General features: G+C 64.5%; 24 protein-coding genes. 10 read left to right on the top strand and 14 right to left on the bottom strand.

Annotated features, from left to right (window positions below; all coding sequences use genetic code 11):
- Positions 1–25 precede the first annotated feature (25 nt).
- Together NKJ77_RS04960 and NKJ77_RS04955 are read right to left on the bottom strand one after the other, a co-directional pair.
- Positions 26–1,672: an acetolactate synthase large subunit gene (locus NKJ77_RS04960; protein WP_352534431.1), complete on the bottom strand. Its 1,647-nt coding sequence runs from the start codon at positions 1,670–1,672 to the stop codon at positions 26–28.
- Between the two features lie 107 nt (positions 1,673–1,779).
- Positions 1,780–2,667, bottom strand: a complete 888-nt coding sequence (locus tag NKJ77_RS04955; protein ID WP_023749947.1) for an AraC family transcriptional regulator — start codon at positions 2,665–2,667, stop codon at positions 1,780–1,782.
- A 99-nt stretch (positions 2,668–2,766) separates the two neighbouring features.
- Here NKJ77_RS04955 and NKJ77_RS04950 point away from each other — a divergent pair, with 99 nt between their 5' ends.
- Entirely contained in the window at positions 2,767–3,471 is a 705-nt protein-coding gene (locus NKJ77_RS04950; RefSeq protein WP_050596040.1) for a glutathione S-transferase N-terminal domain-containing protein, read from the top strand.
- Positions 3,472–3,596: 125 nt separating this feature from the next.
- Positions 3,597–4,157, top strand: coding sequence for an FMN reductase (gene msuE / locus NKJ77_RS04945; RefSeq protein ID WP_352444550.1), 561 nt, complete (start codon positions 3,597–3,599; stop codon positions 4,155–4,157).
- A 160-nt stretch (positions 4,158–4,317) separates the two neighbouring features.
- Here the strand turns inward: msuE and NKJ77_RS04940 are convergent, their stop codons facing one another.
- The 9 genes from NKJ77_RS04940 to pcaQ all read right to left on the bottom strand — a co-directional run bounded on the left by NKJ77_RS04940 (position 4,318) and on the right by pcaQ (position 13,860).
- Complete coding sequence (locus NKJ77_RS04940; RefSeq protein ID WP_352534429.1) at positions 4,318–5,349, bottom strand: hydroxyacid dehydrogenase; 1,032 nt, start codon at positions 5,347–5,349, stop codon at positions 4,318–4,320.
- A 252-nt stretch (positions 5,350–5,601) separates the two neighbouring features.
- Complete coding sequence (locus NKJ77_RS04935) at positions 5,602–7,047, bottom strand: aldehyde dehydrogenase (RefSeq protein WP_352534427.1); 1,446 nt, start codon at positions 7,045–7,047, stop codon at positions 5,602–5,604.
- Positions 7,048–7,136: 89 nt separating this feature from the next.
- Complete coding sequence (locus tag NKJ77_RS04930) at positions 7,137–7,922, bottom strand: coniferyl-alcohol dehydrogenase (protein WP_023749942.1); 786 nt, start codon at positions 7,920–7,922, stop codon at positions 7,137–7,139.
- Positions 7,923–7,924: 2 nt separating this feature from the next.
- Positions 7,925–8,989: a branched-chain amino acid ABC transporter permease gene (locus tag NKJ77_RS04925; protein ID WP_352534425.1), complete on the bottom strand. Its 1,065-nt coding sequence runs from the start codon at positions 8,987–8,989 to the stop codon at positions 7,925–7,927.
- On the bottom strand, positions 8,986–9,882 hold the full coding sequence (locus NKJ77_RS04920) for a branched-chain amino acid ABC transporter permease (RefSeq protein WP_023830820.1): 897 nt from the start codon (positions 9,880–9,882) through the stop codon (positions 8,986–8,988). Before NKJ77_RS04920 ends, NKJ77_RS04925 begins: the two co-directional genes overlap by 4 nt.
- On the bottom strand, positions 9,879–10,607 hold the full coding sequence (locus NKJ77_RS04915) for an ABC transporter ATP-binding protein (protein WP_023830819.1): 729 nt from the start codon (positions 10,605–10,607) through the stop codon (positions 9,879–9,881). The genes NKJ77_RS04920 and NKJ77_RS04915 overlap by 4 nt, the downstream gene beginning before the upstream one ends.
- Positions 10,604–11,344 carry an ABC transporter ATP-binding protein gene (locus NKJ77_RS04910; protein ID WP_023691339.1) on the bottom strand — a complete coding sequence of 247 codons (741 nt, stop codon included), beginning with the start codon at positions 11,342–11,344 and terminating at the stop codon, positions 10,604–10,606. Before NKJ77_RS04910 ends, NKJ77_RS04915 begins: the two co-directional genes overlap by 4 nt.
- Before the next feature lie 23 nt (positions 11,345–11,367).
- Positions 11,368–12,666, bottom strand: coding sequence for an ABC transporter substrate-binding protein (locus NKJ77_RS04905; protein ID WP_023830817.1), 1,299 nt, complete (start codon positions 12,664–12,666; stop codon positions 11,368–11,370).
- A gap of 276 nt (positions 12,667–12,942) precedes the next feature.
- Positions 12,943–13,860 carry a pca operon transcription factor PcaQ gene (gene pcaQ / locus NKJ77_RS04900; protein ID WP_023685275.1) on the bottom strand — a complete coding sequence of 306 codons (918 nt, stop codon included), beginning with the start codon at positions 13,858–13,860 and terminating at the stop codon, positions 12,943–12,945.
- A gap of 92 nt (positions 13,861–13,952) precedes the next feature.
- Between pcaQ and pcaD the strand changes: the two genes are divergently transcribed.
- Genes pcaD through pobA form a run of 6 tightly spaced genes read left to right on the top strand, consistent with a single transcriptional unit; the run spans position 13,953 to position 18,768 of the window.
- Entirely contained in the window at positions 13,953–14,762 is an 810-nt protein-coding gene (gene pcaD, locus NKJ77_RS04895) for a 3-oxoadipate enol-lactonase (protein WP_023830816.1), read from the top strand.
- On the top strand, positions 14,755–15,168 hold the full coding sequence (gene pcaC / locus NKJ77_RS04890) for a 4-carboxymuconolactone decarboxylase (protein ID WP_023668153.1): 414 nt from the start codon (positions 14,755–14,757) through the stop codon (positions 15,166–15,168). Before pcaD ends, pcaC begins: the two co-directional genes overlap by 8 nt.
- On the top strand, positions 15,158–15,913 hold the full coding sequence (pcaH, locus tag NKJ77_RS04885) for a protocatechuate 3,4-dioxygenase subunit beta (protein WP_023830815.1): 756 nt from the start codon (positions 15,158–15,160) through the stop codon (positions 15,911–15,913). Before pcaC ends, pcaH begins: the two co-directional genes overlap by 11 nt.
- On the top strand, positions 15,913–16,527 hold the full coding sequence (gene pcaG / locus NKJ77_RS04880; protein WP_023696239.1) for a protocatechuate 3,4-dioxygenase subunit alpha: 615 nt from the start codon (positions 15,913–15,915) through the stop codon (positions 16,525–16,527). The genes pcaH and pcaG overlap by 1 nt, the downstream gene beginning before the upstream one ends.
- A 16-nt stretch (positions 16,528–16,543) precedes the next feature.
- Positions 16,544–17,596, top strand: a complete 1,053-nt coding sequence (locus NKJ77_RS04875) for a 3-carboxy-cis,cis-muconate cycloisomerase (protein ID WP_352534421.1) — start codon at positions 16,544–16,546, stop codon at positions 17,594–17,596.
- Positions 17,596–18,768, top strand: coding sequence for a 4-hydroxybenzoate 3-monooxygenase (gene pobA / locus NKJ77_RS04870; RefSeq protein ID WP_023830813.1), 1,173 nt, complete (start codon positions 17,596–17,598; stop codon positions 18,766–18,768). The genes NKJ77_RS04875 and pobA overlap by 1 nt, the downstream gene beginning before the upstream one ends.
- 13 nt (positions 18,769–18,781) lie before the next feature.
- Here the strand turns inward: pobA and pcaF are convergent, their stop codons facing one another.
- Genes pcaF through NKJ77_RS04855 form a run of 3 tightly spaced genes read right to left on the bottom strand, consistent with a single transcriptional unit; the run spans position 18,782 to position 21,631 of the window.
- Positions 18,782–19,987, bottom strand: coding sequence for a 3-oxoadipyl-CoA thiolase (pcaF, locus tag NKJ77_RS04865; RefSeq protein ID WP_023830812.1), 1,206 nt, complete (start codon positions 19,985–19,987; stop codon positions 18,782–18,784).
- A gap of 1 nt (position 19,988) precedes the next feature.
- A complete protein-coding gene (locus NKJ77_RS04860) occupies positions 19,989–20,777 on the bottom strand; it encodes a CoA-transferase subunit beta (protein ID WP_023739483.1) in 789 nt (262 codons plus the stop codon).
- Positions 20,774–21,631, bottom strand: a complete 858-nt coding sequence (locus tag NKJ77_RS04855) for a CoA transferase subunit A (RefSeq protein WP_023696235.1) — start codon at positions 21,629–21,631, stop codon at positions 20,774–20,776. Before NKJ77_RS04855 ends, NKJ77_RS04860 begins: the two co-directional genes overlap by 4 nt.
- A gap of 116 nt (positions 21,632–21,747) precedes the next feature.
- On the opposite strand from NKJ77_RS04855, the gene NKJ77_RS04850 reads away from it, so the two are divergent.
- A complete protein-coding gene (locus NKJ77_RS04850) occupies positions 21,748–22,518 on the top strand; it encodes an IclR family transcriptional regulator domain-containing protein (protein ID WP_023690763.1) in 771 nt (256 codons plus the stop codon).
- A gap of 206 nt (positions 22,519–22,724) precedes the next feature.
- Positions 22,725–23,450, top strand: a complete 726-nt coding sequence (locus NKJ77_RS04845) for a GntR family transcriptional regulator (RefSeq protein ID WP_352534418.1) — start codon at positions 22,725–22,727, stop codon at positions 23,448–23,450.
- Positions 23,451–23,453: the final 3 nt, after the last annotated feature.

Below are 23,453 nucleotides of genomic sequence, written 5' to 3'. Positions count from 1 at the left end.
TGCTGCGGCGGTATCTACTCCACCGTCAGGCCTCCGGTGGCGCCGGCAACCGGTGGCGCAGTTCCTCGACCAGCACGCGCTCGTTCTCCGAATAGTCGATCGGAACGACGACGAGATGGACGCCACCGCCGGCAAGAGCCTGTTCAAGCGTCGATTGTATTTCTGAGACGGCGCCGACCCTGGTTCCCTTGGCGCCATAGGCCTCGGCATATCTGACGAAATCGGGATTGCCGAAGGTCATGCCGAAATCGGGGAACTGGTCGACCGCCTGCTTCCAGCGGATCATGCCGAAAGCATTGTCCTCGATGATCAGCACGACGAGGTTGAGCTTCAGCCTGACGGCGGTTTCCAACTCCTGGCTGTTCATCATGAAGCCGCCATCGCCGCAGATCGCCATGACGCGGCGGCCGGGATAGAGCATCGCCGCCGTCATCGCCGAGGGCAGGCCGGCGCCCATCGTGGCCAGGGCATTGTCGAGCAGCAGCGTGTTGGCGACGCGCGTGCGGTAATTGCGCGCAAACCAGATCTTGTACATGCCGTTGTCGAGCGCCAGGATGCCGTCGGCCGGCATCACCGCGCGCACATCGTGCACCAAGCGCTGCGGCGTGAAACGGTCTTCGGTGGCGCGGGCGGCAATGCGGCTCAAAATCCCTTCGCGCAGCGGTAGTAGCGCCTGCGCGTTGGCGATCTTGCCCTCGATCCGGTCGGCAAGCAGCCTGAGCGAAGCGCCGATGTCGCCGACCACTTCGGTCTGCGGGAAATAGACCTGCTCGACATTGGCCGGCTGGTAACCGACATGGATCACCTTCGGTCCCTTGTCGCCCATAATGAAGGGCGGCTTCTCGATCGTGTCGTGGCCGATAGTGATGATGAGGTCGGCCTGTTCGATGGCCTCATGCACATAGTCGCGCTCGGAGAGCGCGGCGGTGCCCATGTAGAGTTCGGTGCCGCCGGGCACCGTGCCCTTGCCCATCTGCGTGGTGAAATAGGGAATGCCGGTTCTGATAACGAACTGGGCGAGGTCGGAGGTCGAGCGCGGCCGCGATGCGGCGGCGCCCAGCATCGCCAGCGGCCGTTGCGCCTTGATGATCATCTCGGCGGCACGGTCGAGCGCCAGCGGGCTGGCCAGCGGAAGCTCGACCGGATGCGGCGGGATCAGCGCGACATCGTCGCACTCCTCGGCCGCGATGTCTTCGGGCAGTTCCAGATGCACGGGCCCCGGACGCTCCTCCTCGGCAATCCGAAACGCTTCGCGCACCACGGCGGGAATGGTCTTCGCCGAGATGATCTGACGTGACAGCTTGGTCAACGGCTTCATCGCGGCGACGATGTCGACGATCTGGAAGCGGGCCTGGCGCGACGAGCGGATGCCCTTCTGCCCGGTGATCATGATCATCGGCATGGCGCCGAGCAGCGCATAGGCGGCACCCGTCGTCAGGTTCAGGGCGCCGGGTCCCAGCGTGGTGATGCACACACCTGGCTTGCCGGTGAGCCTGCCATGGGTGGCGGCCATGAACGCCGCCGCCTGCTCATGACGGGTGAGGATGAGCTGGATCGAGGATTTGCGGATGGATTCGACGACGTCCAGGTTTTCTTCGCCGGGAATGCCGAAGATGCGATCGACGCCCTCATTCTCGAGGGCGGCAACAAGCAGGTCAGAACCTTTGGGCACGAAGCATCTCCTGGGCAAAGCGGCGGCGAACCGCGTCGGGATATGATCAGACATAGTGCTGGCAAAGTCCTACCGCGAGGCGCGGCCGCCGCCAATATCGCTCTGCCTTACAGATCCTTCCGTTTCCTGAATTGGCCGGGCGAGACGCCGGCGTGGCGCCCGAAGGCGGTGGAGAAGGCGGCTTCCGAGCTGTAGCCGACCGCCTCGGCGACTTGGCCCAGGCTCTTGCCCTCGTGCAGCAGCCGGCTGGCCTGCCGCATGCGGCAGCCGAAGAGATAGGCCATGGGCGCTTCGCCGACGAGATCGCGAAAGCGGGCGGCAAAGGTTGCCCTGGAGAGCCCGACCGCGCGTGCCAGGGTCTCGATCGTCCAGTCGTGGCCATAGGCTTCATGCAGGGTCGCGAGCGCTCTGGCGATCGCGGGGTCCTGCAATCCCCTCAGCCAACCTGGATTGTCCATGCTTTCCAGACCGGAGCGCAAGGCGCGCGTGACGATGGCCCCAGACAGGCGAGCCATTACTACGTCGCTGCCGGGACCTTCGTCGGTCGCTTCCACCAGCAAGGCCTCGACATAGCCACGCAGCCATTTGGGCAGACGGCCATTCGATCCCCGGATGTGAACGATGCGCGGCAGGCCGGCAAGTGCCGGATGGTCGGCGTCGCGAAAGGCGAAGGCGCCGCACAGGATGACGGTCTTTTCGCCTTCGCCGCCGCTGCGAATACGCCCGGCTGCGGTTTGGGTCGCCAGTTCGGCGGCGGGGACGTTCGCGCTTTTGAGCGCGCCGGGCGACCGCAGCACATGCGGATCGGCGCGCGGTGCAATGATCAGGTCGCCGGCATCGAGAGGCTCGACATCTTCCTCACCGAACACCGCCTCGCATCGCCCCTTGATGACGACGTGAATGCCGCGAAGTCCAGCCTGGCTGAACGAGATCGCCCAGGGCGCGGCCAGTTCGAGGCGCCGGTACCCGGCGGCTGCGAAGTGCAATTCGCGCATGAGGGTAGCCAGGAGATCCACGCTTCGCTCCAGAAACAGACGATCGATAAATCAATCCAGACGCTGTCGAATAGCGCGCCGGCCTTACTGGACCTAGCTATGCCCGACAGGCCGCTTGCCGGCGATAACGAAACTCAGGAGTTATTCATGCCGCCAATCGAGCTTTTTGTCGCGCAGCTTTGTCCCTATGCGCACCGTGTCAGGCTCGCCCTTGCCGAGAAAGGCCTGCAGGCGACGGAAATCGAAATCGATCTGCGCAACAAGCCGGCGTGGTTCCTGAAACTCACGCCGACGGGAAAGGTGCCGCTGCTGCGCCATCAGGGGCAATATGTCAGGGAGTCGGCGATCATCTGCGAATATCTCGATGATGCATTCCCCGAACGGCCGATTTTCCCCAGGGATGCTCATGCCCGCGCTGAGGCGCGCATCTGGATCAGCTTCGCCGACACGCAGCTTTACGCCAGGACGGCAACCATGATGCACAGTTCCGACGCTATGGTTCATGAGCGGATCAAGGCCCAGCTTGGCGACGCCCTGCGCTTTGTGGAACAGCATGCCTTTGCGAGGCGAGGGGCGGACGAACGGTTTTTGCTGGGCTCGGAATTCAGCGCCGCCGACGTCGCCTTCTATCCCTGGTTCGAACAGCTGTGCGTGCTTGAGAAATATCTGGGCTTTGCCATGCCGGCCGAATGCAAGCGCCTGCTACGCTGGCAGGAAATGGTTGCTGCCAGGGAGGCGGTGCGGACCTGCGCCAGGTCAACCGGCTTCTATCTGGAATCCTATGGCCGGCTTCTCGCGGCCTGAGACGAGCGGGCAAACGGAAAAAAATTCCTCACTATGGTGCTGCAAGGTCAGTCATTTGCTTCTTGCGGCAGGCGCAAGCCTGTAAATATGCGGCATCAAGCAGGTCCGCGAGAGGTGAGAGAAACATGCCCAATCCAACCGTCGTCGGGTTTTCCGGCAATTTCACCCGGCCGTCCAAGACGCGCGGCTTCGTCGACCAGGTCGTCAGGGACATTGCGCGCCAGCATGGATTGTCGGCGAGTACCTACGACATCGAAGACCTCGGCCCCTCACTTGGCGCTGCCAAATGGGCGCGCGATCTCGACGGTCAGGCGCGGGCAATCTTCGACAGCGTCGTCAATGCCGATGTGCTGGTGGTGGGGTCGCCGACCTACAAGGGCAGCTACACCGGCCTGTTCAAGCACTTCTTCGATCTGTTCGATCCCGCTTCCTTGCGCGGTAAGCCGGTGGTGCTGCTTGCCACCGGCGGTAACGATCGCCACGCGTTGATCGTCGAGCACCAGTTGCGGCCGCTGTTCGGCTTCTTCGAGGCGCTGACGCTGCCGACAGGGGTCTATGCCACGGACAAGGATTTTTCCGATGGCGTGCTGCGGGCAGAACCCATCCTGAAGCGCGTCGAGCAGGTCGTCGGCGAGGTCGGGCTGGTGCTGGCCAATCGCTCAGCTGCCGGCGTCGCGGCCGGATAGCACGCAGATTTTTACGTGATCCGCAAATCAATACCCCGCCGGCCAGGCCTGGCGGGGTATCGCCGTGCAAAGGTTCCCGCGCTTGCGGTCATCCTGAGCGACGATGACAACGCGGCTTGGCTAACTCCGAAATCCATTTCAGACGGATTTATCGCGATAACTAGTTCCTGTCCGCCGGCTTCGAACGCATCCTTGACACGGTCTCGCGCTCGGCGCGCTTGGAGCGCAGCGGCGGCAGGCCGCGGTCGATCAGGTCCATGTCTTCCAGAACCATGTCGCCCATGCGCTTGAAGGCGATGTCGAGCGCGCCGGCGCGATGGGCGGAGCGCAGGAAGCCGGGGATCGCACGGACCGGATGGTCCGCCGCCAGCGGCTCTTCGGGGAAGACATCGCTGGCGGCAAGGATGTGACCACTCTTCACCGCCGCCATCAAGGCCGGAAAATCGACGACGCCGGCGCGGCTGAGCAGGATGAAGGCGGCGCCCTTGCGCATGCTGGCAAAAGCATCGGTGCCGAGAAAACCCTGGTTCTCCGAGGTCACCGAAGCGACGACGAAGACGAAGTCACTGGTCGACAGCACCTCGTCGAGCGAGGCCGGTTCGACGCCATTGTCGATCAGGATCGATGGCGGCAGCCAGGGATCGAAGACCTTGGTGCGGGTACGAAAGCCCGACAGCAGCCGGTTCAGCGCACGGCCCAGATCGCCGAAGCCGATGATGCCGACATCGGCGCCGGACAGAAGCCGCGCCGTCAAATTGCCATCGCCGCCCCACAGCTCCTCGCCTTTGCGGAAAGCGAGGTCGGCATCGACAATATTTCGGGCAAGGTTGAGCGCCATGGCGAGGCCAAGCTCGGCCACCGGCTCGGCGAAGACGAGGCCGGTGGTGACGACATGGATGCCGCGCGCAAACAGCGTCTCATAGGGCATGTTGTTGATGAGGTTGGTCTCGACATTGAAGACGCAACGCAGCGCCTGCATCCGCTCCAAGGTCTCGGGCGAGATCGGCGGCTGGCCGATAATATAGCGGGCTTCGGCAAGCACGTCGGCGGGCAAGTTCGCCACGCCCTCGGCCGTCGTCTCGACGACGCGGTAATGCGCCTTGAGGCGCGCCAGCTGCGGTGAGGTGAAGATCAGGTCGAGCGTGCGTGGTTCCGGCGCGCTGATGACCAGCGGCAGGGCCTTGTTTGGCATGACGATTCCTCCCCGGCGCGATCCGTATCGCGTATTTTGCTTTGCACTTGCGGTAGTCCCCAAAACCGCTTGCCGCCGTCCGGCGGCATGTGCTTGAGGGGTAAAATACCCACGATTAAACGATTTACAACTCCGGGAGGGGCCGCCGATCGCGTGGCTCGAGCCTTGCCGGGTTTTGATGCGGGAATCCGTTGGCTCGCCAGGCAACGGCCCTGAGGGCTCCTTTCCTTCTCCCTGTGAGAGAAGGTGGAGTCAAAACGGATAGTGCTGCCCCGGATCCTCGATGGTCAGCCAGCGCAGGTCGGTGAACTCGGCAATCGAGGCCTTGCCGCCGAAGCGGCCGTAGCCTGAACCCTTGACGCCGCCGAACGGCATTTGCGCCTCGTCGCCGACGGTCGGGCCGTTGATGTGGCAGACACCGGCTTCGATGCGCGCGGCAACCGCCATGGCACGGCGGATCTCGCGGCTGAACACGGCTGAAGACAGGCCGTATTCGGTATCGTTGGCGACACATACCGCTTCGTCCTCGCCCTTGACGCGGATCACCGGCTTGACCGGGCCGAAGGATTCTTCCGAATAGACGCGCATCGCCGGCGTCACGTGGTCGAGCAATGTCGCCTCGACCACGGTTCCGGTGCGCTTGCCGCCGGCCACAAGCCTGGCGCCCTTGGCGACGGCGTCGGCAACCAGTTCTTCCATCTTGTCGGCGGCTTGGTCGCTGATCAGCGAACCGAGCACGACATGGCCGCGCGGGTCACCGGCAGGCAGCTGCGCCGCGCGGGCGGCGAGCTTGGCGACGAACTCGTCGGCGACCTTTTCATCGACGACCAGACGCTCGGTCGACATGCAGATCTGGCCCTGATGCATGTAGGCGCCGAAGGTCGCCGCATTGACCGCCGCATCGATGTCGGCATCGTCGAGCACGACCAGCGGCGCCTTGCCGCCGAGTTCGAGCAGCGCCGGCTTCAAGTGACGGCCGGCGAGTTCGGCAATGATTCTGCCGACCTTGGTCGAGCCGGTGAAGTTGACACGCCTGACTGCAGGGTGCGCGACCAGTGCCTCGACGATTGCCGCTGCGTCCTTGGGGTCATTGGTGACGACATTGATGACGCCCTTGGGCAGGCCCGCCTCGACCAGCACCTGGCCGATCAGCCGGTGTGTGCCGGGGCACATTTCGGAGGCTTTCAGCACAACCGTGTTGCCGCAGGCGATCGGCATGGCGATGGCACGGGTACCGAGGATGACCGGCGCATTCCACGGCGCGATGCCGAGGCAGACGCCGGCCGGCTGGCGGATCGCCATGGCCAGCGTGCCGGGCTTGTCGGAGGGAATGACCTCGCCCGAAATCTGCGTCGTCATGGCGGCTGCCTCGCGCAGCATTTTGGCGGCGAGCATGACGTTGAAGCCGGCCCAGGGGCCGGTCGCGCCGGTTTCTTCCATCATCAATTTGGTGAATTCGCCGACCTTGGAGTCCATGACATCGGCCGCCTTGGACAGCAAAGCGCGGCGCTCGCCCGGACCGGTCTTCGACCACGTCTTGAAAGCGGCAGCAGCGGCTTCGACCGCGGCATTGGCGTCGGCGATGCTGGCTGCGGCAGCGCGGGTCGCCAGCTTGCCGGTGAACGGGTCCATGCGCTCATAAGAGGCTGAGCCGGAGGCATCCCTTTTATCACCGTCGATCAGAAGTCCGATGTCCATTGTTCTCTCCCTCGCTCGCCGTGGAGCGTCTTTTCTATATTGACCACGATCTTATCAGAAAACCGGCTCCCACTTTTCGGGATGATGGTCTAGAAGCCGAGCACCTCGGCATTGATCGATGCTTCAAGCCCACCGTCAACCGGCACATTGGCGCCGTTGACCCAGCGTGCGCCGTCCGAGCACAGGAACAGCACGACAGGCGCGATGTCGCCCGAGCTTCCGGCGCGTCCGACCCTGGCGATGTCGCTGTCGACGCGGGCGTCACCCAGCACATTGCGGAACTGTTTGAGGATCGGCGTCTCGACCGGGCCGGGGCTCACTGCATTGACGCGGATGCCGCGGCTCCTGAACAGGTCCTGATGCGCGGCGCGCTGCGTCCACAACAGCAGCAGCTCCTTGGAAACGGGATAGCCTTCCTCGTTCTTCACCTGATGGTCGGCGATCATCTTCGCCACATCGGGAAAGCCTTCGATGCCGACCATCGATGCCGCGCGGTTGAGATTGGCGCGCCAGCCATAGCCGGCGATCGAGGCGACGTTGACTACGGTGCCGCCTTCACGAAGTCTTGGTGCGAGGCCTTCCGAGAGCGCGCGCAGGCCGTAGAAGTTGACGGCCAGTGTCGACACCGCACCGGTGTTGCCGGGGAGGCCGGCGACATTGCAGAGCGCATCGATGCGCTGCGGCAGGCGCCCGAGGAGATCGTCGACGCCGGCCTTGGATGAGATGTCAGCCTTGACGAAACTGCCGGCCGATGCTGCCGGTTCACGCATATCGACGCCGATCACGTCAGCGCCCAGTTGGCCGGCAAGTTCGGCCGTGCGAGCGCCGATACCAGAGGCGACACCGGTGATGAGGATGGTCTTGCCGAACAGCATGGTCACGCCTTTTCACTATGCGTTGCGGCCTGTTGCGGCGAAGGCGTCGCGTCACTATCGCCGGCGTTTGCCGGCAGCCTGACCCGGTAGCCGACCGGTAGCAGGCGCAGGCCAAGGCGCTCCTCCAGCGTTCCCCACACGCCGCGCGGCAGGAACAGCGAGAACAGCACCGCCGTGGCGCCGAGGCCGATCAGATACCAGACGCCGGTGCCGCCGAACCAGGTCTCGATGAGGAAGAACAGCAGCGCACCCAGAATGGCGCCTTCGAAGGTGCCGATGCCGCCGACCAGCACCATGAAGATCATGTAGGCGGTCCACTGGACGTTGAAGTAGGTTTTCGGCTGGAAGGTGATCGACGTGGCCAACCACAGCGCGCCGGCCATGCCGATGCCGAAGGCGGCGAGCACGAAGAGCAGCCGCTTGGTTCCGGTGACGCGCACGCCGACCGATGCCGCGGCCTCCTCATTGTCCCTGATGGCGCGGATGGCCGCACCCGTGCTGCCGCGCAGCAGGCTAAACAGGGTGGCGAGCAGCGCCGTCATCGCGGCCAGCGCCAGCCAGTAGATCGTCGCCCGCCTGGAACCGGCGTCATAGACGTTGAGCGAGATCAGCGACGTCCCGGTCTCGCCTTGCACCAGCCGGTCGAGATTGACCAGGAGATGGGTGAGCGCCGCGATCACCCACATGCCGATGGCGAACTCGCCGTTCTTCAGCTTCAGCATGAACAGCGACATTGGCCAGGCGATCGCGCCGACGATGATCGCCGAAACGAACAGCGAGGCGAACGGGTTGAGGCCGGCATCGGCCAGACGGATGGCGAAATAGGCGCCGAGGCCGAAGAACACTTGCTGTCCAACCGAAACCAGCCCGCCGAAGCCGGCCAGCGCGTTCCACATCGCTGCCAGGATCACATAGATGAACAAGGCGGTAAGGCGGTCGACGGCGCCGGCCGACAGGAAGTGCGGCGCGATGCCAAGCAGCGCGATGATGACGACGACCGCAATCGCCGAGATGCGCGAGGCGGAGGTGCCGCGCTCGATGACGGGGTCGTTTAAAACCGCGCTCATGATGCTTTCCTCGCGGGCAGGCGCAGCAGGCCGCGCAGGCCGAGGCCGGAGGTGGAGAGCCGGATGAACAGCACGATCAGGAAGGCGACATGGCCGCCGATCAGAAAACCTTGCGGATGGATCTGCGCGCCGAGCGTCTGGGCGAGCGCCAGAACGATGCCGCCGACCAGCGTGCCCCATAGCGAACCGGCGCCGCCGATCACCGCCGCCTCGAAAGCGAACAGCAATTGAGGTGCGCCGGTATAGGGATCGAAGGTGGCGCGCATGGCGAGGAAGGCGCCGGCCAGCCCAACGGTGACCATGGCGATGGCGGCGGCGAGGGCATTGGCGCGGCGCGCATCGACGCCGACGAGACCGGCCGTGTCGGGATCTTCCGACGTGGCGCGGATCGAGCGGCCAAGCCTGGTGCGGGTGAGGAACAGCTGCAGTCCGCCAAGCAATATGACGGCGGCGGCGAACATGATCACGGCAAGCTTGCCGACATAGATGCTGCCCGGCCATTCCCAGGAATCGTAGGAGAGGCTGCCGATATAGGGCGCCAGCGAACGTGTGTCGGCGCCGAACTGCTCGAACAGCGCATTGTCGATGATGATGGCGAGGCCGAACGTGGTCAGGATCGGCAGGAGCGCGCCGCCGCGGGCGCTGCGCTCGAGCAGGAAGCGCTGCAGCGCCCAGCCGATGGCCGCCATCAGCGGCAGCACGATGAGCAGGCCGACGAAGGGCGAGATATGGAATTGCGAGGCGAGCCACCACAGCGCATAGGCGGAAAACACGGCCAGGCTTCCATGTGCGAGGTTGATGATGCGCATCACCGAAAACATGAAGGAGAGGCCGCAGGCGATCAGCGCGTAGTAGCCGCCGAGCAGGATGCCCTGGACGATCTGGTTGCTCATGCCGGCACACTCCCGGCGCTTTTTCTGTGCAGACCGAAATAGGCTTTCGTCACTTCATCGCGGGACATGCCCTTGCTCGGGCCTTCCAGCGCGACGCGTCCTTCGAGCATGCAGATGACCTTGTCCGAGACCGAGAGCGCGCGATTGAGGTCCTGTTCGACCAGGATGATCGTCGTGCCGGAGCTGATCAGGCCTTGCAGCGAAGCGTATACGCGATCGACCACCAGCGGCGACAGGCCGAGCGAGACCTCGTCGAGCAGCAGCAGTTCGGGATTGCTCATCAAAGCGCGGCCGATGGCGGTGGCCTGCTGCTCGCCACCGGAGAGATGCCCGGTCTTGGCATGGCGGCGCGGCTTCAGATTGGGGAACGTGTCGAGCACTCGTTCCACGCTCCAGTCGCCGGGACGGCCGGCGGTCTTGCCAAGCAGGAGGTTCTCCTCGACCGTCATCTGCACGAACAGTTTTCGCCCTTCCGGCACCAGCGCGACGCCCATGCCGACGCGCTTATGCGAGGGAACGCCGGTGATATCGGCGCCGTCCAGGAGCACGCGGCCGGCCGTCGGCTCATGGGCGCCGGCGATCGCCCGCAGCAGCGTCGTCTTGCCGGCGCCGTTGGCGCCGACCAGCGCCAGCGTTTCGCCGCGCTCGATCGTAAAGCTCACACCGCGCACCGCCTGCAGCAGGCCGTGCCGGACAACCAGGTTCTCGATTGCGAGCAGGCTCATTTCGGGCCTCCGCCGAGATAGGCGCGCACGACTTCCGGGTCGGCCATCACCGCTTGCGGCTCGCCATCGGCGATGATCTTGCCGGCGTCCATGCAGATCAGCCGCTCTGCCACCTGCAGCAGGATGTGGACGATGTGCTCGATCCAGACGATGCCGATCTTGCGGCGGCGCAATTCCTTGATGGTATCGACAAGTTCGCTCGCCTCGCCATCGGTCAGTCCGCCGCCGATCTCGTCGAGCAGAAGCAGCGTAGGCCTTGCCGCGAGCGCGCGGGCAAGTTCCAGCCGCTTGCGGTCGAGCAGGCCGAGCGTTTCGGCGCGCCGGTTGGCCACGCCCATCATGCCGCACAGTTTCAGCGACTCCAGCGCCTCTTCATAGGCCTCGTCGCGGGCGAGACCGGCGCCATGCGACGCGGCAACAAAAACGTTCTCGAACGTGGTCATGCCGCTGAACGGCTTGGGCACCTGGTGCGTGCGCACCAGGCCGAGACGACAGCGCGCTGTAGCCGGCATCGCGGTCACATCGCCACCCTTGAAGGCGACCGTGCCGGCGCTCGGCGGGAAGGCGCCTGACAAGATGCTGAGCAGCGTCGTCTTGCCGGCGCCGTTCGGGCCGACGATGCCGACGGCCTCATCGGCATTCATGGCGAAGTCGACATCGTCGAGCACCACCAGCGCGCCGAAGCGTTTCTGGATGCCGGCAGCGCGGAGGATCGCGGCGTTTGCTGAACCGTTCACGATGCGATCCCCGTAACCGACCGTCAGCTGTTATACGGCTGGAGCTTGGCCTCGACCGGAACCTTCGGGTCGGTGGCGTTCTCGGTCACGACGTAGTCGAGCGGGAATTTGCCGCCTTCCTTGGCCGCCACCCATTGGGTGCCGATGATCGGGCCGGGAGAGACATTGGCGACCGGGCCGCTGGTGAAGTCGACCTTGCCGATCATGGTCTCGGTGTTGAGCGTGCTCAGCGCCTTGGCGACGGCCGCCTTGTCCTTGGCGTCGGTGCTTGCCTTCAGCGCCTCGAAGCCGGCGTCGAGCAGCGACATCGAGGCGCCGAGCTGCTGCGTCCACTGCTTGCCGCTTGCGGCCTCATAGCCGTCGGCCAGTTCGGTTCCCGACACGCCGGTCAACGGCGACTTGTAGGGGAAGGCCTTGTGCCAGTAAGCGGCGCTCGAAATCTTGTTGCCGAGATCGCCGAGCGCCTCGATGTCGGATGGAAACAGTCCGGTCTTGGCGACCTGGCAGATCTTGATCTGCTTGATCAGGCCTTGCTGCGCGGCCTGGCGCCAGAAGGCGGCGAAGTCCGGCGGGATCGGGAAGGAGTTGAAGATCTCGATGCCTTCCTGCTTGAACAGCGCGATCTGCGAGGAATAGTCGGTGGTGCCGGTCTCGTAGGCACCGGGATCGACGATGGTGAAACCCTGTTTTGCCAGCAACGGCGCCAGATGGGTGCGGATGGCATTGCCGTCGGCGTCGTTGGGATACATGACGCCGACCTTCTTGTTGGTCTCGATCAGGTTCCATTGCGAGATGTAGGTCCGGAAGAACTCGTCGACGCCGAAGCCGAAATGATAGGTCCATTTGAACGGCGAGGGTTCGCCGGGCTTGGCGCCGCGGCCGAAATACCAGGCCTCCCACGGCATGACGGTGGAGAGGCAAGGCACGCCGGCGGCTTCGCAGGCGTCGGCGACCGGGTTGATCACCTCCGGCGTCGACACCGCCAGCATCAGGTCGACGGCCTGGTTGTTGATGAGGTCCTTGGCGAGCTGGCCGGCGCGCGACGGGTCGGATTGCGTGTCCTGGTCGATGATCTCGACACTGTATTTCTTGCCGCCGATGTCGAGGCCGTTGGCGAGCGCCTTGCGGGCGAGATCGAGCACATAGCCGTCGGTCTGGCCGAAGCCGGCGAGCGGCCCGGTGCGCGGGCTGACAAAGCCGACCTTCAGCGTGTCGGCGGCCTGCGCGAATGCCTGGCCGCGGCTGAGCGCAAGTGCCGCGGCGCCGGCGAGCGATGTGGCGATGAACTGGCGCCGCGAGACGCCGGATTTGCTTGAGGTCATGCTGGTATTCCTCCCTTTCCTGACGGCACCTGGAGGTCACCGCCGGCCTGCTCAAAATCGATGCCGCCCGTTCTTAAGATCGGAGATCGCCCCGGCAGGCCTTGAGGCGGCAGCGGAACGCCGCCAATGCCGATAACGGCACGATTTCGATCCTCCCATCGTCACAGTGCCCTAGGTTTTTGGTTTGGTAAAATGATATTTTGCGGTGTTTCGTTAACCAACAGGTTATGGAAATACGGCTGAAGGCCCGCTCTGCGCCAGATTGGCGAAAGGTGCTCAGGCGTTCTGGCTGGCCGCCTCGCGAATGGTCTGCAGCAGGATGGTGAAGGCCGGCGAAGGCGCAGTGTCGGTCCGCATCGTCAGGCCGACCGGCCCTTTGGTTTCCTCGGTGTTGACGGGCAAGGCGACGAAGGCGCCGCTGGAGAGTTCGTTGGCGACGACGCCTGTCGATATGATCCAGACCGCGTTGCTTTGGCGCAGGAAGGCACGGCCGAAGGAATCCGAGACGGTCTCGATCTCGGTCGCAGGCGCCGTCATGCCGTTGGTGATGAACAGGCGGTCGACGAACGGGCGGATGACCGATTCCCGCGTCGGCATCAGCACCGGAAATTCATCGAGCCGGGCGAAGATGTCCTGGCCCGGCTGCAGCAGCGGATGGCCGGCCCTCACCACGAACAGCACCGGTTCGGAATAGAGATGCTCGAAGAAGAAGCCGGTCATGTTTTCCGGCGCCGCAAGCCGGCCGACGACGAGATCGAGCGCACCGACGCGCAACTGTTCCAGCAGGACCGCGTTCTCGCCGGTGACGATCTTGATCGCAGCACCGGTATTTTCACTCAGGAACAGGCTTATGGCGCGTGGCATCACCTTGGCCGACACTGTCGGGAGCGCGCCGATGCGGATCGGATGCCGGTTGATGGCGCCGTCCTGGCGGACGGAATCGACGCCGCGCTTCAGTGCCGTGATCGCCGTGCCGGCATGGCCGAGAAAGATTTCGCCAAGCCGCGTCACCCTGATGCCGCGGCCGTCGCGTTCGACGACAGCGATGCCAAGCGCCTCCTCCAATTCGCGCAACGTCTTGGTCACGGCCGGTGGGCTGACATGGAGAAAGTCGGCCGCCCTCGCCACGCTGCCTTGCCGCGCTACCTCAAGGAATGCCTGCAGGTGACGGAACCTTATGCGGCTTTCGGACATGTTCTCATAACCTAGCAGTTAATGAAACGGCGCAAAATATCATTTTACCAAACCAAATGCCTTGTGCAATGTGAACACGGAGGATCGAAATCGTGCCATTCGTCAACATTGGCGGCATCACGCTGCACCATCGCCATCTCAAGGCGAAGGGAAATGCGCGGCCGATCGTGTTCATCAATTCGCTGGGCACCGACTTCCGCATCTGGGACGAGGTGTTGTCCGAACTGGGTGGCGAAATGCCTGTGTTGGTCTACGACAAGCGCGGCCATGGCCTGTCCGACATTGGTGGCGTCAGCTCGATCGACGAGCATGTCGATGATCTGTCGGGCCTGATCGATCATTTCGAACTGAACAATGCGGTGCTGTGCGGCCTGTCGGTGGGCGGCCTGATTGCGCAAGGGTTTTATGCCCGGCGCCCCGAAATCGTCGACGGCCTCATCCTGTGCGACAGCGCCCACAAGATCGGCACGGCCGACAGCTGGAACACCCGCATCGAAACGGTCGAAAGCAAAGGCATCCAGGCCATCGCCGATGCCGTGCTCAAAATGTGGTTTACGCCTGCCTTCCACGCGGACCGTGTCGCCGAGCTCGACGGCTACTGGAACATGATGACCCGGCAAGCCGTCGCCGGCTATGTCGGCACCTGCGCCGCGGTGCGCGATGCCGATTTTACCGAGGCCGCGCAGGCGATCGCGGTGCCCACGCTTTGCGTCGTTGGCGACCAGGACGGCTCGACGCCGCCGGATCTCGTCCGCTGGCTGGCCGATCTGATCCCAGGCGCACATTTCGAAATCATTCGTGACGCCGCGCACATCCCTTGCGTCGAACAGCCCGAGGCGCTGACCACCCTGATCCGCGATTTCGTCGCGGCGCTTCCACTGAGAAAGCAGACCCATGGATGAACTGCCCAAAAACGAAACCAGATACCGAACCGGGCTGACCGTCAGGCGCTCGGTGCTCGGCGACCCTCATGTCGATCGCAGCGAGGATGCCGTCACCGATTTCGACCGGCCGTTCCAGGAGCTGATCACCGAGGCAGCCTGGGGCACTGTGTGGGCGCGTCCGGGCTTCAGCAGGCGCGAACGCTCGATCGTGACGCTGGCACTGCTGGCCGCCCTTGGCCATGATGAAGAGGTCGCCATGCATGTGCGCGCCACCGCCAACACCGGTGCGTCGCGCGACGATATCTGCGAAGCGTTCCTGCATGTCGCGATCTATGCTGGCGTGCCGGCCGCCAACCGCGCCTTCAGGATCGCCAAGGAGGTGTTTTCGGAAATGGACGGAAGCAGGGCTGGCCATGCCAGCTGATGCCGGCTCGAACCGCAGGCCCGAGAGCGGAGCCTTCTTCCAGCGCGACCGCGGCTGGCATCCGCCGGCGCTGACGCCCGACTACAAGACTTCGGTGCTGCGCTCGCCGCAAAAGGCGCTGCTGGCCTTCGACAACACGGCGTCGGAAATCACCGGTCCGGTGTTCGGCCACGCCATGCTCGGCGAACTCGACAATGACCTGACCCACAACTTCGCCAAGCCCGGCGAGAGCGCAATCGGCGAGCGTATCATCGTCTATGGCCGCGTGCTCGACGAGCGCGGCCAGGGCGTCTCCGGCGCGCTGCTCGAATTCTGGCAGGCCAATTCAGGCGGCCGTTACCGCCACAAGAAGGACGGCTATCTCGCGCCGCTCGATCCGAATTTCGGCGGCTGCGGCCGCACCATCACCGATGCCGATGGCGGCTATGCCTTTCGCACGGTGAAGCCCGGTCCCTATCCCTGGCCGAACGGGCCCAATGACTGGCGGCCATCGCACATCCATTTCTCGGTGTTCGGCCACGGCTTCGCACAGCGGCTGATCACGCAGATGTATTTCGAGGGCGACCCGCTGATCTGGCGATGCCCGATCGTGCGCGGCATCCGCGACAAGGCGGCGATCGAGACGCTGGTCGCCGCGCTCGATATGCAGGCGACAATCCCCTTCGACGCGCGCGCCTACAAGTTCGACATCGTGCTGCGCGGACGCCGTGCCGCGCTGTTCGAAAACCGGCCGGAGGGCAATTGATGGCGCAATCGCTGACCCGGCTGAAGGAGAGCCCGTCGCAGACCGCGGGGCCCTACGTGCATATCGGGCTGACGCCGAATTTCGGTGGTATCGGCGGCGTCTACCCGACAGACCTGGGCGCCACGATGCTCAACGACAACGCCAAGGGCGACCGCGTTGGTTTGCGCATTCGCGTGCTCGACGGCACCGGCACGCCGCTCAGGGATGCCTTGATCGAAATCTGGCAAGCGGATGCCAATGGCTTCTACAATTCGCCGGCCGAATTGCGCGGCGATGCCGATCCGGATTTTCAGGGCTGGGGCCGTCAGCCGACCGACATGGAAACCGGCCTGTGCAGTTTTCAGACGATCAAGCCGGGACGCGTGCCGTATGGCGACGGCCGGCTGATGGCGCCGCATATCAGCCTGTGGATCGTCGCCCGCGGCATCAATATCGGCCTCCACACGCGGCTCTATTTCTCCGACGAGGCCAAGGCCAATGCCGAGGATCCGATCCTGGCCCGCATCGAGCACAAGGTGCGCGTGCCGACGCTGATCGCCGAGCGGCAAGGCGACAACTATATTTTCGACGTCCATCTCCAGGGGGAGAAGGAAACGGTCTTCTTCGACAGCTGACGGAGGAAACCAGCACATGACCGTATCGCCCTTCGACCATCCGCTGCTTTCCGGCCTGCTCGGCGACGAGGAGGCGGCTCGGCATTTTTCGGTGGATGCGGAAATCGCCGCCATGCTCGATTTCGAGCGCGCGCTGGCGCAAGCGGAAGCCGAAAGCGGGATTATCGGCACGGATGCCGCCGCGGCGATTATACCTCTCCTGTTGTCATACAAGCCGGACACCGCGCGGCTGCGGGCCGGTGTGGCGAAGGATGGCGTGATCGTGCCCGAACTGGTGCGCCAGTTGAAGGCAGCGGTCGGCGCGCCGCACGACGCCGGCGTGCATTTCGGCGCAACCAGCCAGGACGTCATCGACACCGGCCTGGTTCTTCGGCTGCGCCGGCTCATTGAACATCTCGACCTGCTGCTGACTGAAAACATTTTGCGGCTGGTGGGGCTGGAAGAACGTTTTGGCAGCCGTGCATTGACAGCGATTACGCGCATGCAGCCGGCGATCCCAATTCAGGCGTCGGACCGCGTGGCGGTGTGGCGCACGCCGCTGCAACGGCATCAGCAGAGACTCTCGGAGCAATCCAAGGGTCTGCTGGTAGTGCAATTCGGCGGCGCCGCCGGCACGCTGGAAAAGCTCGGCGACAAAGGCCCCGCAGTGCGCGCCGCCCTTGCCGCAAAGCTTGGCCTTGGCGATGCGCCGCAATGGCACAACCAGCGCGATGCGCTGGCCGAGTTCGCCGGTTTGCTGTCGCTCATCACCGGCAGCCTCGGCAAGTTCGGCCAGGACGTCGCCCTGATGGCGCAGAGCGGCACCGAGATCAAACTATCCGGCGGCGGCGGCTCGTCGGCCATGCCGCACAAGCAGAACCCGGTGAAGGCGGAAGTGCTGGTGACGCTGGCGCGCTTCAACGCCACCCAGCTTTCCGGCATGCATCAGGCGCTGGTGCATGAGCAGGAGCGCTCCGGTGCTGCCTGGACGCTGGAATGGCTGCTCTTGCCGCAGATGGCGGTTGCGACCGCGGCTGCGCTACGGCTCGCCGCCGAACTCGCCGGACAGATTGAAAGCCTGGGACACTGATGCGCACCCGGATTGTCATTGTCGGCTCCGGACCGTCCGGGCTGCTGCTTGGCCAGCTTCTCGGCACCATTGGCGTCGAGACGGTGATCCTCGAACGTTCGAGCCGGGAGCATGTGCTTGGCCGGGTGCGGGCAGGGGTGCTCGAACAAGGCACCGTCGAGTTGCTGGAAGAGGCGGGCGCAGCTGTAAGGCTGCATGCCGAGGGCCTGCTGCATGCCGGCATCTCGCTTGCGTTCGGCGGCGGCCTGCACCGGCTCGACCTCACGGCACTGACCGGCGGCAAGCATGTCACCGTCTATGGTCAGACCGAAGTGACGCACGATCTGATGGACAAGCGCGAGGCGGCCGGGCTGACCACCGTCTATGAGGCGGCCAACGTCGCGCTGCATGGTTTCGATGGCGAAGCGCCCTACGTCACCTACGACAAGGACGGCGTCAGCCATTGCATCGACTGCGACTTCATCGCCGGCTGCGACGGCTATCACGGCGTTAGCCGCAAATCGGCGCCTGGGCGGGCGCTGAAAACCTTCGAGCGGACCTATCCCTTCGGCTGGCTCGGCGTGCTGGCCGAAGTGCCGCCGGCCGATCACGAACTGGTCTACGCCAACCATGAGCGGGGCTTTGCGCTGTGCTCGATGCGGTCGACGCATCGCAGCCGCTACTATGTGCAGGTCCCGGCTGACGAACAGGTCGACGCCTGGAGCGACGGTCGCTTCTGGGACGAATTGCGCAGTCGCCTGCCGGAACAGACCGCAGCCGCGGTCGTTACCGGCCCGTCCTTCGAAAAATCAATCGCGCCGCTGCGCTCCTTCGTCGCCGAGCCGATGCGCTTCGGCCGGCTGTTCCTGGTCGGCGACGCCGCCCATATCGTGCCGCCGACGGGCGCCAAGGGGCTCAACCTCGCCGCCAGCGATGTGCGCTATCTCTTTGCTGGGCTTCGCGAATTCTATCTGGACAAATCACCAAGCGGGCTCGACGCTTATTCAGCCAAGGCGCTGGCCAGAGTGTGGAAGGCGGTGCGCTTCTCCTGGTGGATGACGACGATGCTGCACCGCTTTCCCGATACGGGCGAGTTCGGCCAGCGCATCCAGGAAGCCGAGCTCGACTATCTCGTGCATTCGCAAGCGGCGTCGACCGCGCTGGCTGAAAACTATGTCGGTTTGCCCTATTAAGGGCGGTGCAAACTCAAACCCGTTCGAGCGCCACCGCGATGCCCTGGCCGACGCCGATGCACATGGTGGCCAGCGCATAGCGGGCGCTGCGCTCGCGCAGTTCCAGCGCAGCCGTGCCTGCAATGCGCGCGCCCGACATGCCCAAGGGATGACCAAGCGCGATGGCGCCGCCATTGGGGTTGACGTGCTCCGCGTCCTCGGAGATGCCGAGTTGGCGGAGCACGGCGATGCCTTGGGAGGCGAAAGCTTCGTTGAGCTCGATGACATCGAATTGCTGCGGTGTCAGGCCGAGGCGGGCGCAGAGCTTTTGTGTCGCCGGGGCAGGGCCGATGCCCATGATGCGTGGCGCCACGCCGGCAGCAGCGCCGCCGAGGACGCGGGCGATCGGCGTCAGGCCGTATTTTTTCACAGCCGCTTCGGAGGCGATGATCAGCGCTGCCGCGCCGTCATTGACGCCGGACGCGTTGCCGGCGGTGACGGTGCCGCCCTGGCGGAACGGCGTCGGCAATTTGGCTAGCGACTCGACCGTGGTGCCGGCGCGGGGATGCTCATCCTTCGATACGATAATCGCATCGCCCTTTTTCTGTGGGGTCGTCACCGGGGTAATCTCCTTCGCCAGCCGGCCATTGGCCTGTGCCGCGACGGCCTTGTCCTGGCTGCGCACGGCAAAGGCGTCCTGGTCGGCGCGCGACACTGAAAAATCCTCGGCGACGTTCTCGCCGGTCTCCGGCATGGAATCGACGCCATACTGTTTCTTCATCAGCGGGTTGATGAAACGCCAGCCGATGGTGGTGTCGTGGATCTCGGCATGGCGCGAAAAGGCGGTCTCGGCCTTGGGCATGACGAAGGGGGCGCGGCTCATCGATTCGACGCCGCCGGCGATCATCAACTCGGCTTCGCCCGCCTTGATGGCGCGGGCGGCGATGGTGAGCGCGTCCATGCCGGACCCGCAGAGGCGATTGACGGTCGAGCCTGACACTTCCTGCGGCAATCCGGCGAGCAGGAGCGACATGCGCGCGACATTGCGATTGTCCTCGCCGGCCTGGTTGGCGCAGCCATAGACGACGTCGTCGATGGCCTGCCAGTCGATGCCGGAATTGCGCTCGACCAGCGCCTTCAGCGGAATGGCGCCGAGATCGTCGGCCCGCACCGACGACAGCGAGCCGCCGAAACGGCCGATCGGGGTGCGGATGTAATCGCAGATGAATGCCTCGGTCATGTCATGCAGCCTTTTCTTTTCCGCTTCCCTCATGCGCCGCCTTGGTGCGGGCCTGCAGGTCACGCAATGTCGTCAGCTCGAGTTCCGTCGGCGCCGGCGTTTCGTCAAGCGCCTCGGCGAACTTTACGATCCAGCCGCAGCTGTCCTGCACCTCAAGCCGCGTTGCGCCGGGATGCAGCGACACCACGGTGAATTCCTTGCTCATCGGGTCGGGCTTCCAGATGGCGAGGTCGGTGATCAGCAGCGTCGGTCCAGCGGTGTCGATGCCTAGGCGCTGGCGGTGATCGCCGCCATCGCCATGGCCAAAGGAGGTGAAGAAGTCGATCTTCTCGACCATGCCGCGCTTGGACTGCGCCATGGTGATGTAGATCTCCTTCGACGAGGTGGCGATCTCCGGCGCGCCGCCGCCGCCGGGCAGGCGGGTCTTGGGATGCGCATAGTCGCCGATGATGGTGGTGTTGATGTTGCCGAACTTGTCGAGCTGGGCGGCACCGAGGAAACCGATCGAAATGCGGCCGCCTTGCAGCCAGTAACGAAACATCTCCGGCACCGAGACGGTCGTGACGGCGGTGTCGCAAAGTTCGCCGTCACCGATCGACAGCGGCAAAACATCGGGCGCGGTACCGATGGTGCCGCTTTCATAGATCAGCGTGATGTCGGGCGCATGCGTCAGCCGCGCGACGTTGCAGGCGGCTGACGGCGCGCCAATGCCGACGAAGCAGACATCGTCGTTTTTCAGGGCTCGGCTGGCGGCAATCGTCATCATCTCATTGGGAGTAAAGCCGCTCATCCCGCGCTCCTCAGATGCTTTACGCGGCCGGCGAAATCGTCCGCCGTGCGATCGAGGACATTGGCCTGCATCCAGGTCTGGAATTTTTCACGGTCGGCGGCGATGTCGTCCCATTCGAGATAGGCGGCGTTGTCCCTGGCATAGTAGCCGTGCGTGTAGGAGGGATGCGAACCGCCTGATACCACCGAGATCGCAGCGATGGTCCAGCGCGGCAGCACGGTGAGGTTGGGATGCAGGTCGTCGAAATTGTCGACGACTTCCTCTACCGTCACCACGGCGCGCTTGGCCGCGAGCACCGCTTCCTTCTGGATGCCGATAATGCCTTCGACCAGAACATTGCCTTTTTTGTCGGCCTTCTGAGCGTGGATGAAGGTCACGTCCGGTCGGATGGAAGGAACGGCGGCAAGCACCTCGCCGGTGAACGGGCAGGTGACCGAGCGGATGTTGGGATTGACTGCCGCCAGCCCGGCGCCGCGATAGCCGCGGAACACCGCGCAAGGCAGGCCGGCAGCTCCCGCCTCGTAGGCGTTGGCCATGCCGGCATGGCTGTGCTCCTCGATCTCGATCGACCGGGGGAAGCCGTTCTCGATGGCGTCGCGGGCGCGGCGCAGCAGGCCGACGCCGGGATTGCCGACATAGGAGAAGATGATCTTCTTGGCCATGCCCATGCCGATCATCTGGTCGTAGATCAGGTCGGGGGTCATGCGGATGAGCGTCAGGTCGCGAAAGCCCTGGCGGATGGCCTCATGCGCCGCCGCCGTCGGGATCAGATGCGTGAAGCCTTCGAAGGCGACCGTATCGCCATCATGCAGGTTCTCAGCCACGGCCTGTTTGAGCGGCAGGAAATTGACCATCGCCAAGAACTCCGAAGTTCAAAAAGTTCGTATTGCGAACATTTGTTTTGTATGAGATATTTTTACATCGCGCCGCCGAGACGAGTCAAGGCGGCGCATTGTCTTGCGGAGGCCGCATGGAGGACAAGGCAAAGACGCGCGACCATGTCGGCTCGCTGGAGCGCGGCCTTGCAGTCATGGAGATACTGGCCCGGCATCCGGCCGGGATGACGCTGACCGAAATGGCGGAGGAGGCGGGGCTGACCCGCGCCGGCGCGCGTCGCTTCCTGCTGACGCTGACCGCGACCGGCTATGCCACGCAATCCGGCCGGCAGTTTTCGCTGTCGCCGCGCCTGCTCGCCATCGTGCGCTCTTGGCTCGGCGGCGCCTCGCTGTGGACATTCGCGGCATCCATCATGCGCGACGTCGCGGGCCAATTCGACGAGGCCTGTAACGCGGCGGTGCTGTCGGGCGAGGAAGTCGTCTATGTCGCGCGCATTCCTGGCCGCCGCATCCTCAGCGTTTCGCTCGATGTCGGCACCAGGCTGCCGGCGCATTGCACCTCGATGGGGCGCGTCCTGCTTGCGGGGCTGGGCGCGGATGAGCTGAAGGCCTTGCTTGCAGAGGCGAGGATCGAACGGCGCACGCCGAAGACGATCACCAGCCGCGCCGCGCTGGCCAAGGCCATCGACGCGGCGAGGGCGGATGGCTTTGCCGTCGTCGATGAAGAGCTGGAACTTGGCCTGCGCTCGATAGCGGTGCCGATCTATGACCGCGCCGGCAAGACCGTGGCGGCGATCAACGTCTCGACGCAGTCGGCGCGGTTCTCCGTCGAGGCGATGGAGCGGGATATCCTGCCAGCGCTGCGGACGGCCAAGCAACGGATTGAGGAATTTTTCTTCGTGTGAGCGCAAGGCTAATCGCCTGAGGGAAGCGCTGCCCCCGCTCTGTCTCGGAGACGGGACGCCCTGCGCGGTTAGCGTCGCCATGCGAACAAACGATGCCCGGGGCACCTGAGCACAACGCATATGCGTGAATCCAAATATATCGTTGACGTCGCCCTTCAACTCCAATATCGAACAGGACTATACAGGTTTACTGAACAGGTACCCATATGAAGCGGCGCGCGGTTCACCTTTCTCCCGGCACGGGCAAGCCCGAGCAGATCGCCACCGTTCTCGAACATGAGATCCGCTCCGGCGTGCTTGGCTTCGGCGACCGCCTGCAAAGCGAGAACGAACTCGTCCAGCGCTTTTCCGTCAGCCGCAACACGGTCCGCAAGGGCCTCGAGGAGCTGTCCAGCCGCGGGCTGATCACGACCAAGGTCGGCATCGGCTCCTTCGTCACCTTCGACGGCAAGCCGGTCGACGACGCCATCGGCTGGTCGCGGGCACTGGCCAATGCCGGCGCCAATGCCGAGACCCGGACGCTGCGGCTTGAAGTGATCGAGGATGCCGAGCTTGCCGCGCTCCTTGGCATCGAAAGCCCGTTCTTCATCGCCGTCGACCGGGTGCGCACCAATGCCAGCGACGGCCATGCGATCTCCATCGAACGCAGCCGCCTGCCGCTGTCGCCCGAACTGGAGGACGTGCCGCTGCGTGGCCTGCGCGAAGGCTCGCTGCACCAGACGCTGCGCGCCGCCGGCCTCATCCCAGACCATGGCGAGGAATGGGTGGGCATCGAGATGCTGAATGCCGAAGACGCCGCCATTCTCGGCTGCCCGCAAGGCACGCCGTTCCTGCGCGGACGCCGGCTGACGCGTGCGGCTGACGACCGGCCGATCGAATATGTAACCAGCCTGCTCAACCCGGCGCATTTCGCGCTGCATATGAAGTTTTGAGCG

This window comes from Mesorhizobium sp. M0052, from assembly GCF_040323255.1.
In the GTDB taxonomy this organism is placed as follows: Bacteria; Pseudomonadota; Alphaproteobacteria; order Rhizobiales; family Rhizobiaceae; genus Mesorhizobium.
The sequence above is the reverse complement of the archived record's forward strand: the minus strand, read 5'-3'. Positions and strand labels throughout refer to the sequence as shown.

What these genes read in the sequence shown, in the direction of transcription:
- NKJ77_RS04955 (WP_023749947.1), bottom strand. Translation starts at nt 2,667, where the DNA reads ATGCGCGAATTGCACTTCGCAGCCGCCGGGTACCGGCGCCTCGAACTG.
- NKJ77_RS04950 (WP_050596040.1), top strand. Translation starts at nt 2,767, where the DNA reads ATGCCCGACAGGCCGCTTGCCGGCGATAACGAAACTCAGGAGTTATTC.
- msuE (WP_352444550.1), top strand. Translation starts at nt 3,597, where the DNA reads ATGCCCAATCCAACCGTCGTCGGGTTTTCCGGCAATTTCACCCGGCCG.
- NKJ77_RS04940 (WP_352534429.1), bottom strand. Translation starts at nt 5,349, where the DNA reads ATGCCAAACAAGGCCCTGCCGCTGGTCATCAGCGCGCCGGAACCACGC.
- NKJ77_RS04935 (WP_352534427.1), bottom strand. Translation starts at nt 7,047, where the DNA reads ATGGACATCGGACTTCTGATCGACGGTGATAAAAGGGATGCCTCCGGC.
- NKJ77_RS04930 (WP_023749942.1), bottom strand. Translation starts at nt 7,922, where the DNA reads ATGCTGTTCGGCAAGACCATCCTCATCACCGGTGTCGCCTCTGGTATC.
- NKJ77_RS04925 (WP_352534425.1), bottom strand. Translation starts at nt 8,989, where the DNA reads ATGAGCGCGGTTTTAAACGACCCCGTCATCGAGCGCGGCACCTCCGCC.
- NKJ77_RS04920 (WP_023830820.1), bottom strand. Translation starts at nt 9,882, where the DNA reads ATGAGCAACCAGATCGTCCAGGGCATCCTGCTCGGCGGCTACTACGCG.
- NKJ77_RS04915 (WP_023830819.1), bottom strand. Translation starts at nt 10,607, where the DNA reads ATGAGCCTGCTCGCAATCGAGAACCTGGTTGTCCGGCACGGCCTGCTG.
- NKJ77_RS04905 (WP_023830817.1), bottom strand. Translation starts at nt 12,666, where the DNA reads ATGACCTCAAGCAAATCCGGCGTCTCGCGGCGCCAGTTCATCGCCACA.
- pcaQ (WP_023685275.1), bottom strand. Translation starts at nt 13,860, where the DNA reads ATGTCCGAAAGCCGCATAAGGTTCCGTCACCTGCAGGCATTCCTTGAG.
- pcaC (WP_023668153.1), top strand. Translation starts at nt 14,755, where the DNA reads ATGGATGAACTGCCCAAAAACGAAACCAGATACCGAACCGGGCTGACC.
- pcaH (WP_023830815.1), top strand. Translation starts at nt 15,158, where the DNA reads ATGCCAGCTGATGCCGGCTCGAACCGCAGGCCCGAGAGCGGAGCCTTC.
- pcaG (WP_023696239.1), top strand. Translation starts at nt 15,913, where the DNA reads ATGGCGCAATCGCTGACCCGGCTGAAGGAGAGCCCGTCGCAGACCGCG.
- NKJ77_RS04875 (WP_352534421.1), top strand. Translation starts at nt 16,544, where the DNA reads ATGACCGTATCGCCCTTCGACCATCCGCTGCTTTCCGGCCTGCTCGGC.
- pobA (WP_023830813.1), top strand. Translation starts at nt 17,596, where the DNA reads ATGCGCACCCGGATTGTCATTGTCGGCTCCGGACCGTCCGGGCTGCTG.
- pcaF (WP_023830812.1), bottom strand. Translation starts at nt 19,987, where the DNA reads ATGACCGAGGCATTCATCTGCGATTACATCCGCACCCCGATCGGCCGT.
- NKJ77_RS04860 (WP_023739483.1), bottom strand. Translation starts at nt 20,777, where the DNA reads ATGAGCGGCTTTACTCCCAATGAGATGATGACGATTGCCGCCAGCCGA.
- NKJ77_RS04855 (WP_023696235.1), bottom strand. Translation starts at nt 21,631, where the DNA reads ATGGTCAATTTCCTGCCGCTCAAACAGGCCGTGGCTGAGAACCTGCAT.
- NKJ77_RS04850 (WP_023690763.1), top strand. Translation starts at nt 21,748, where the DNA reads ATGGAGGACAAGGCAAAGACGCGCGACCATGTCGGCTCGCTGGAGCGC.
- NKJ77_RS04845 (WP_352534418.1), top strand. Translation starts at nt 22,725, where the DNA reads ATGAAGCGGCGCGCGGTTCACCTTTCTCCCGGCACGGGCAAGCCCGAG.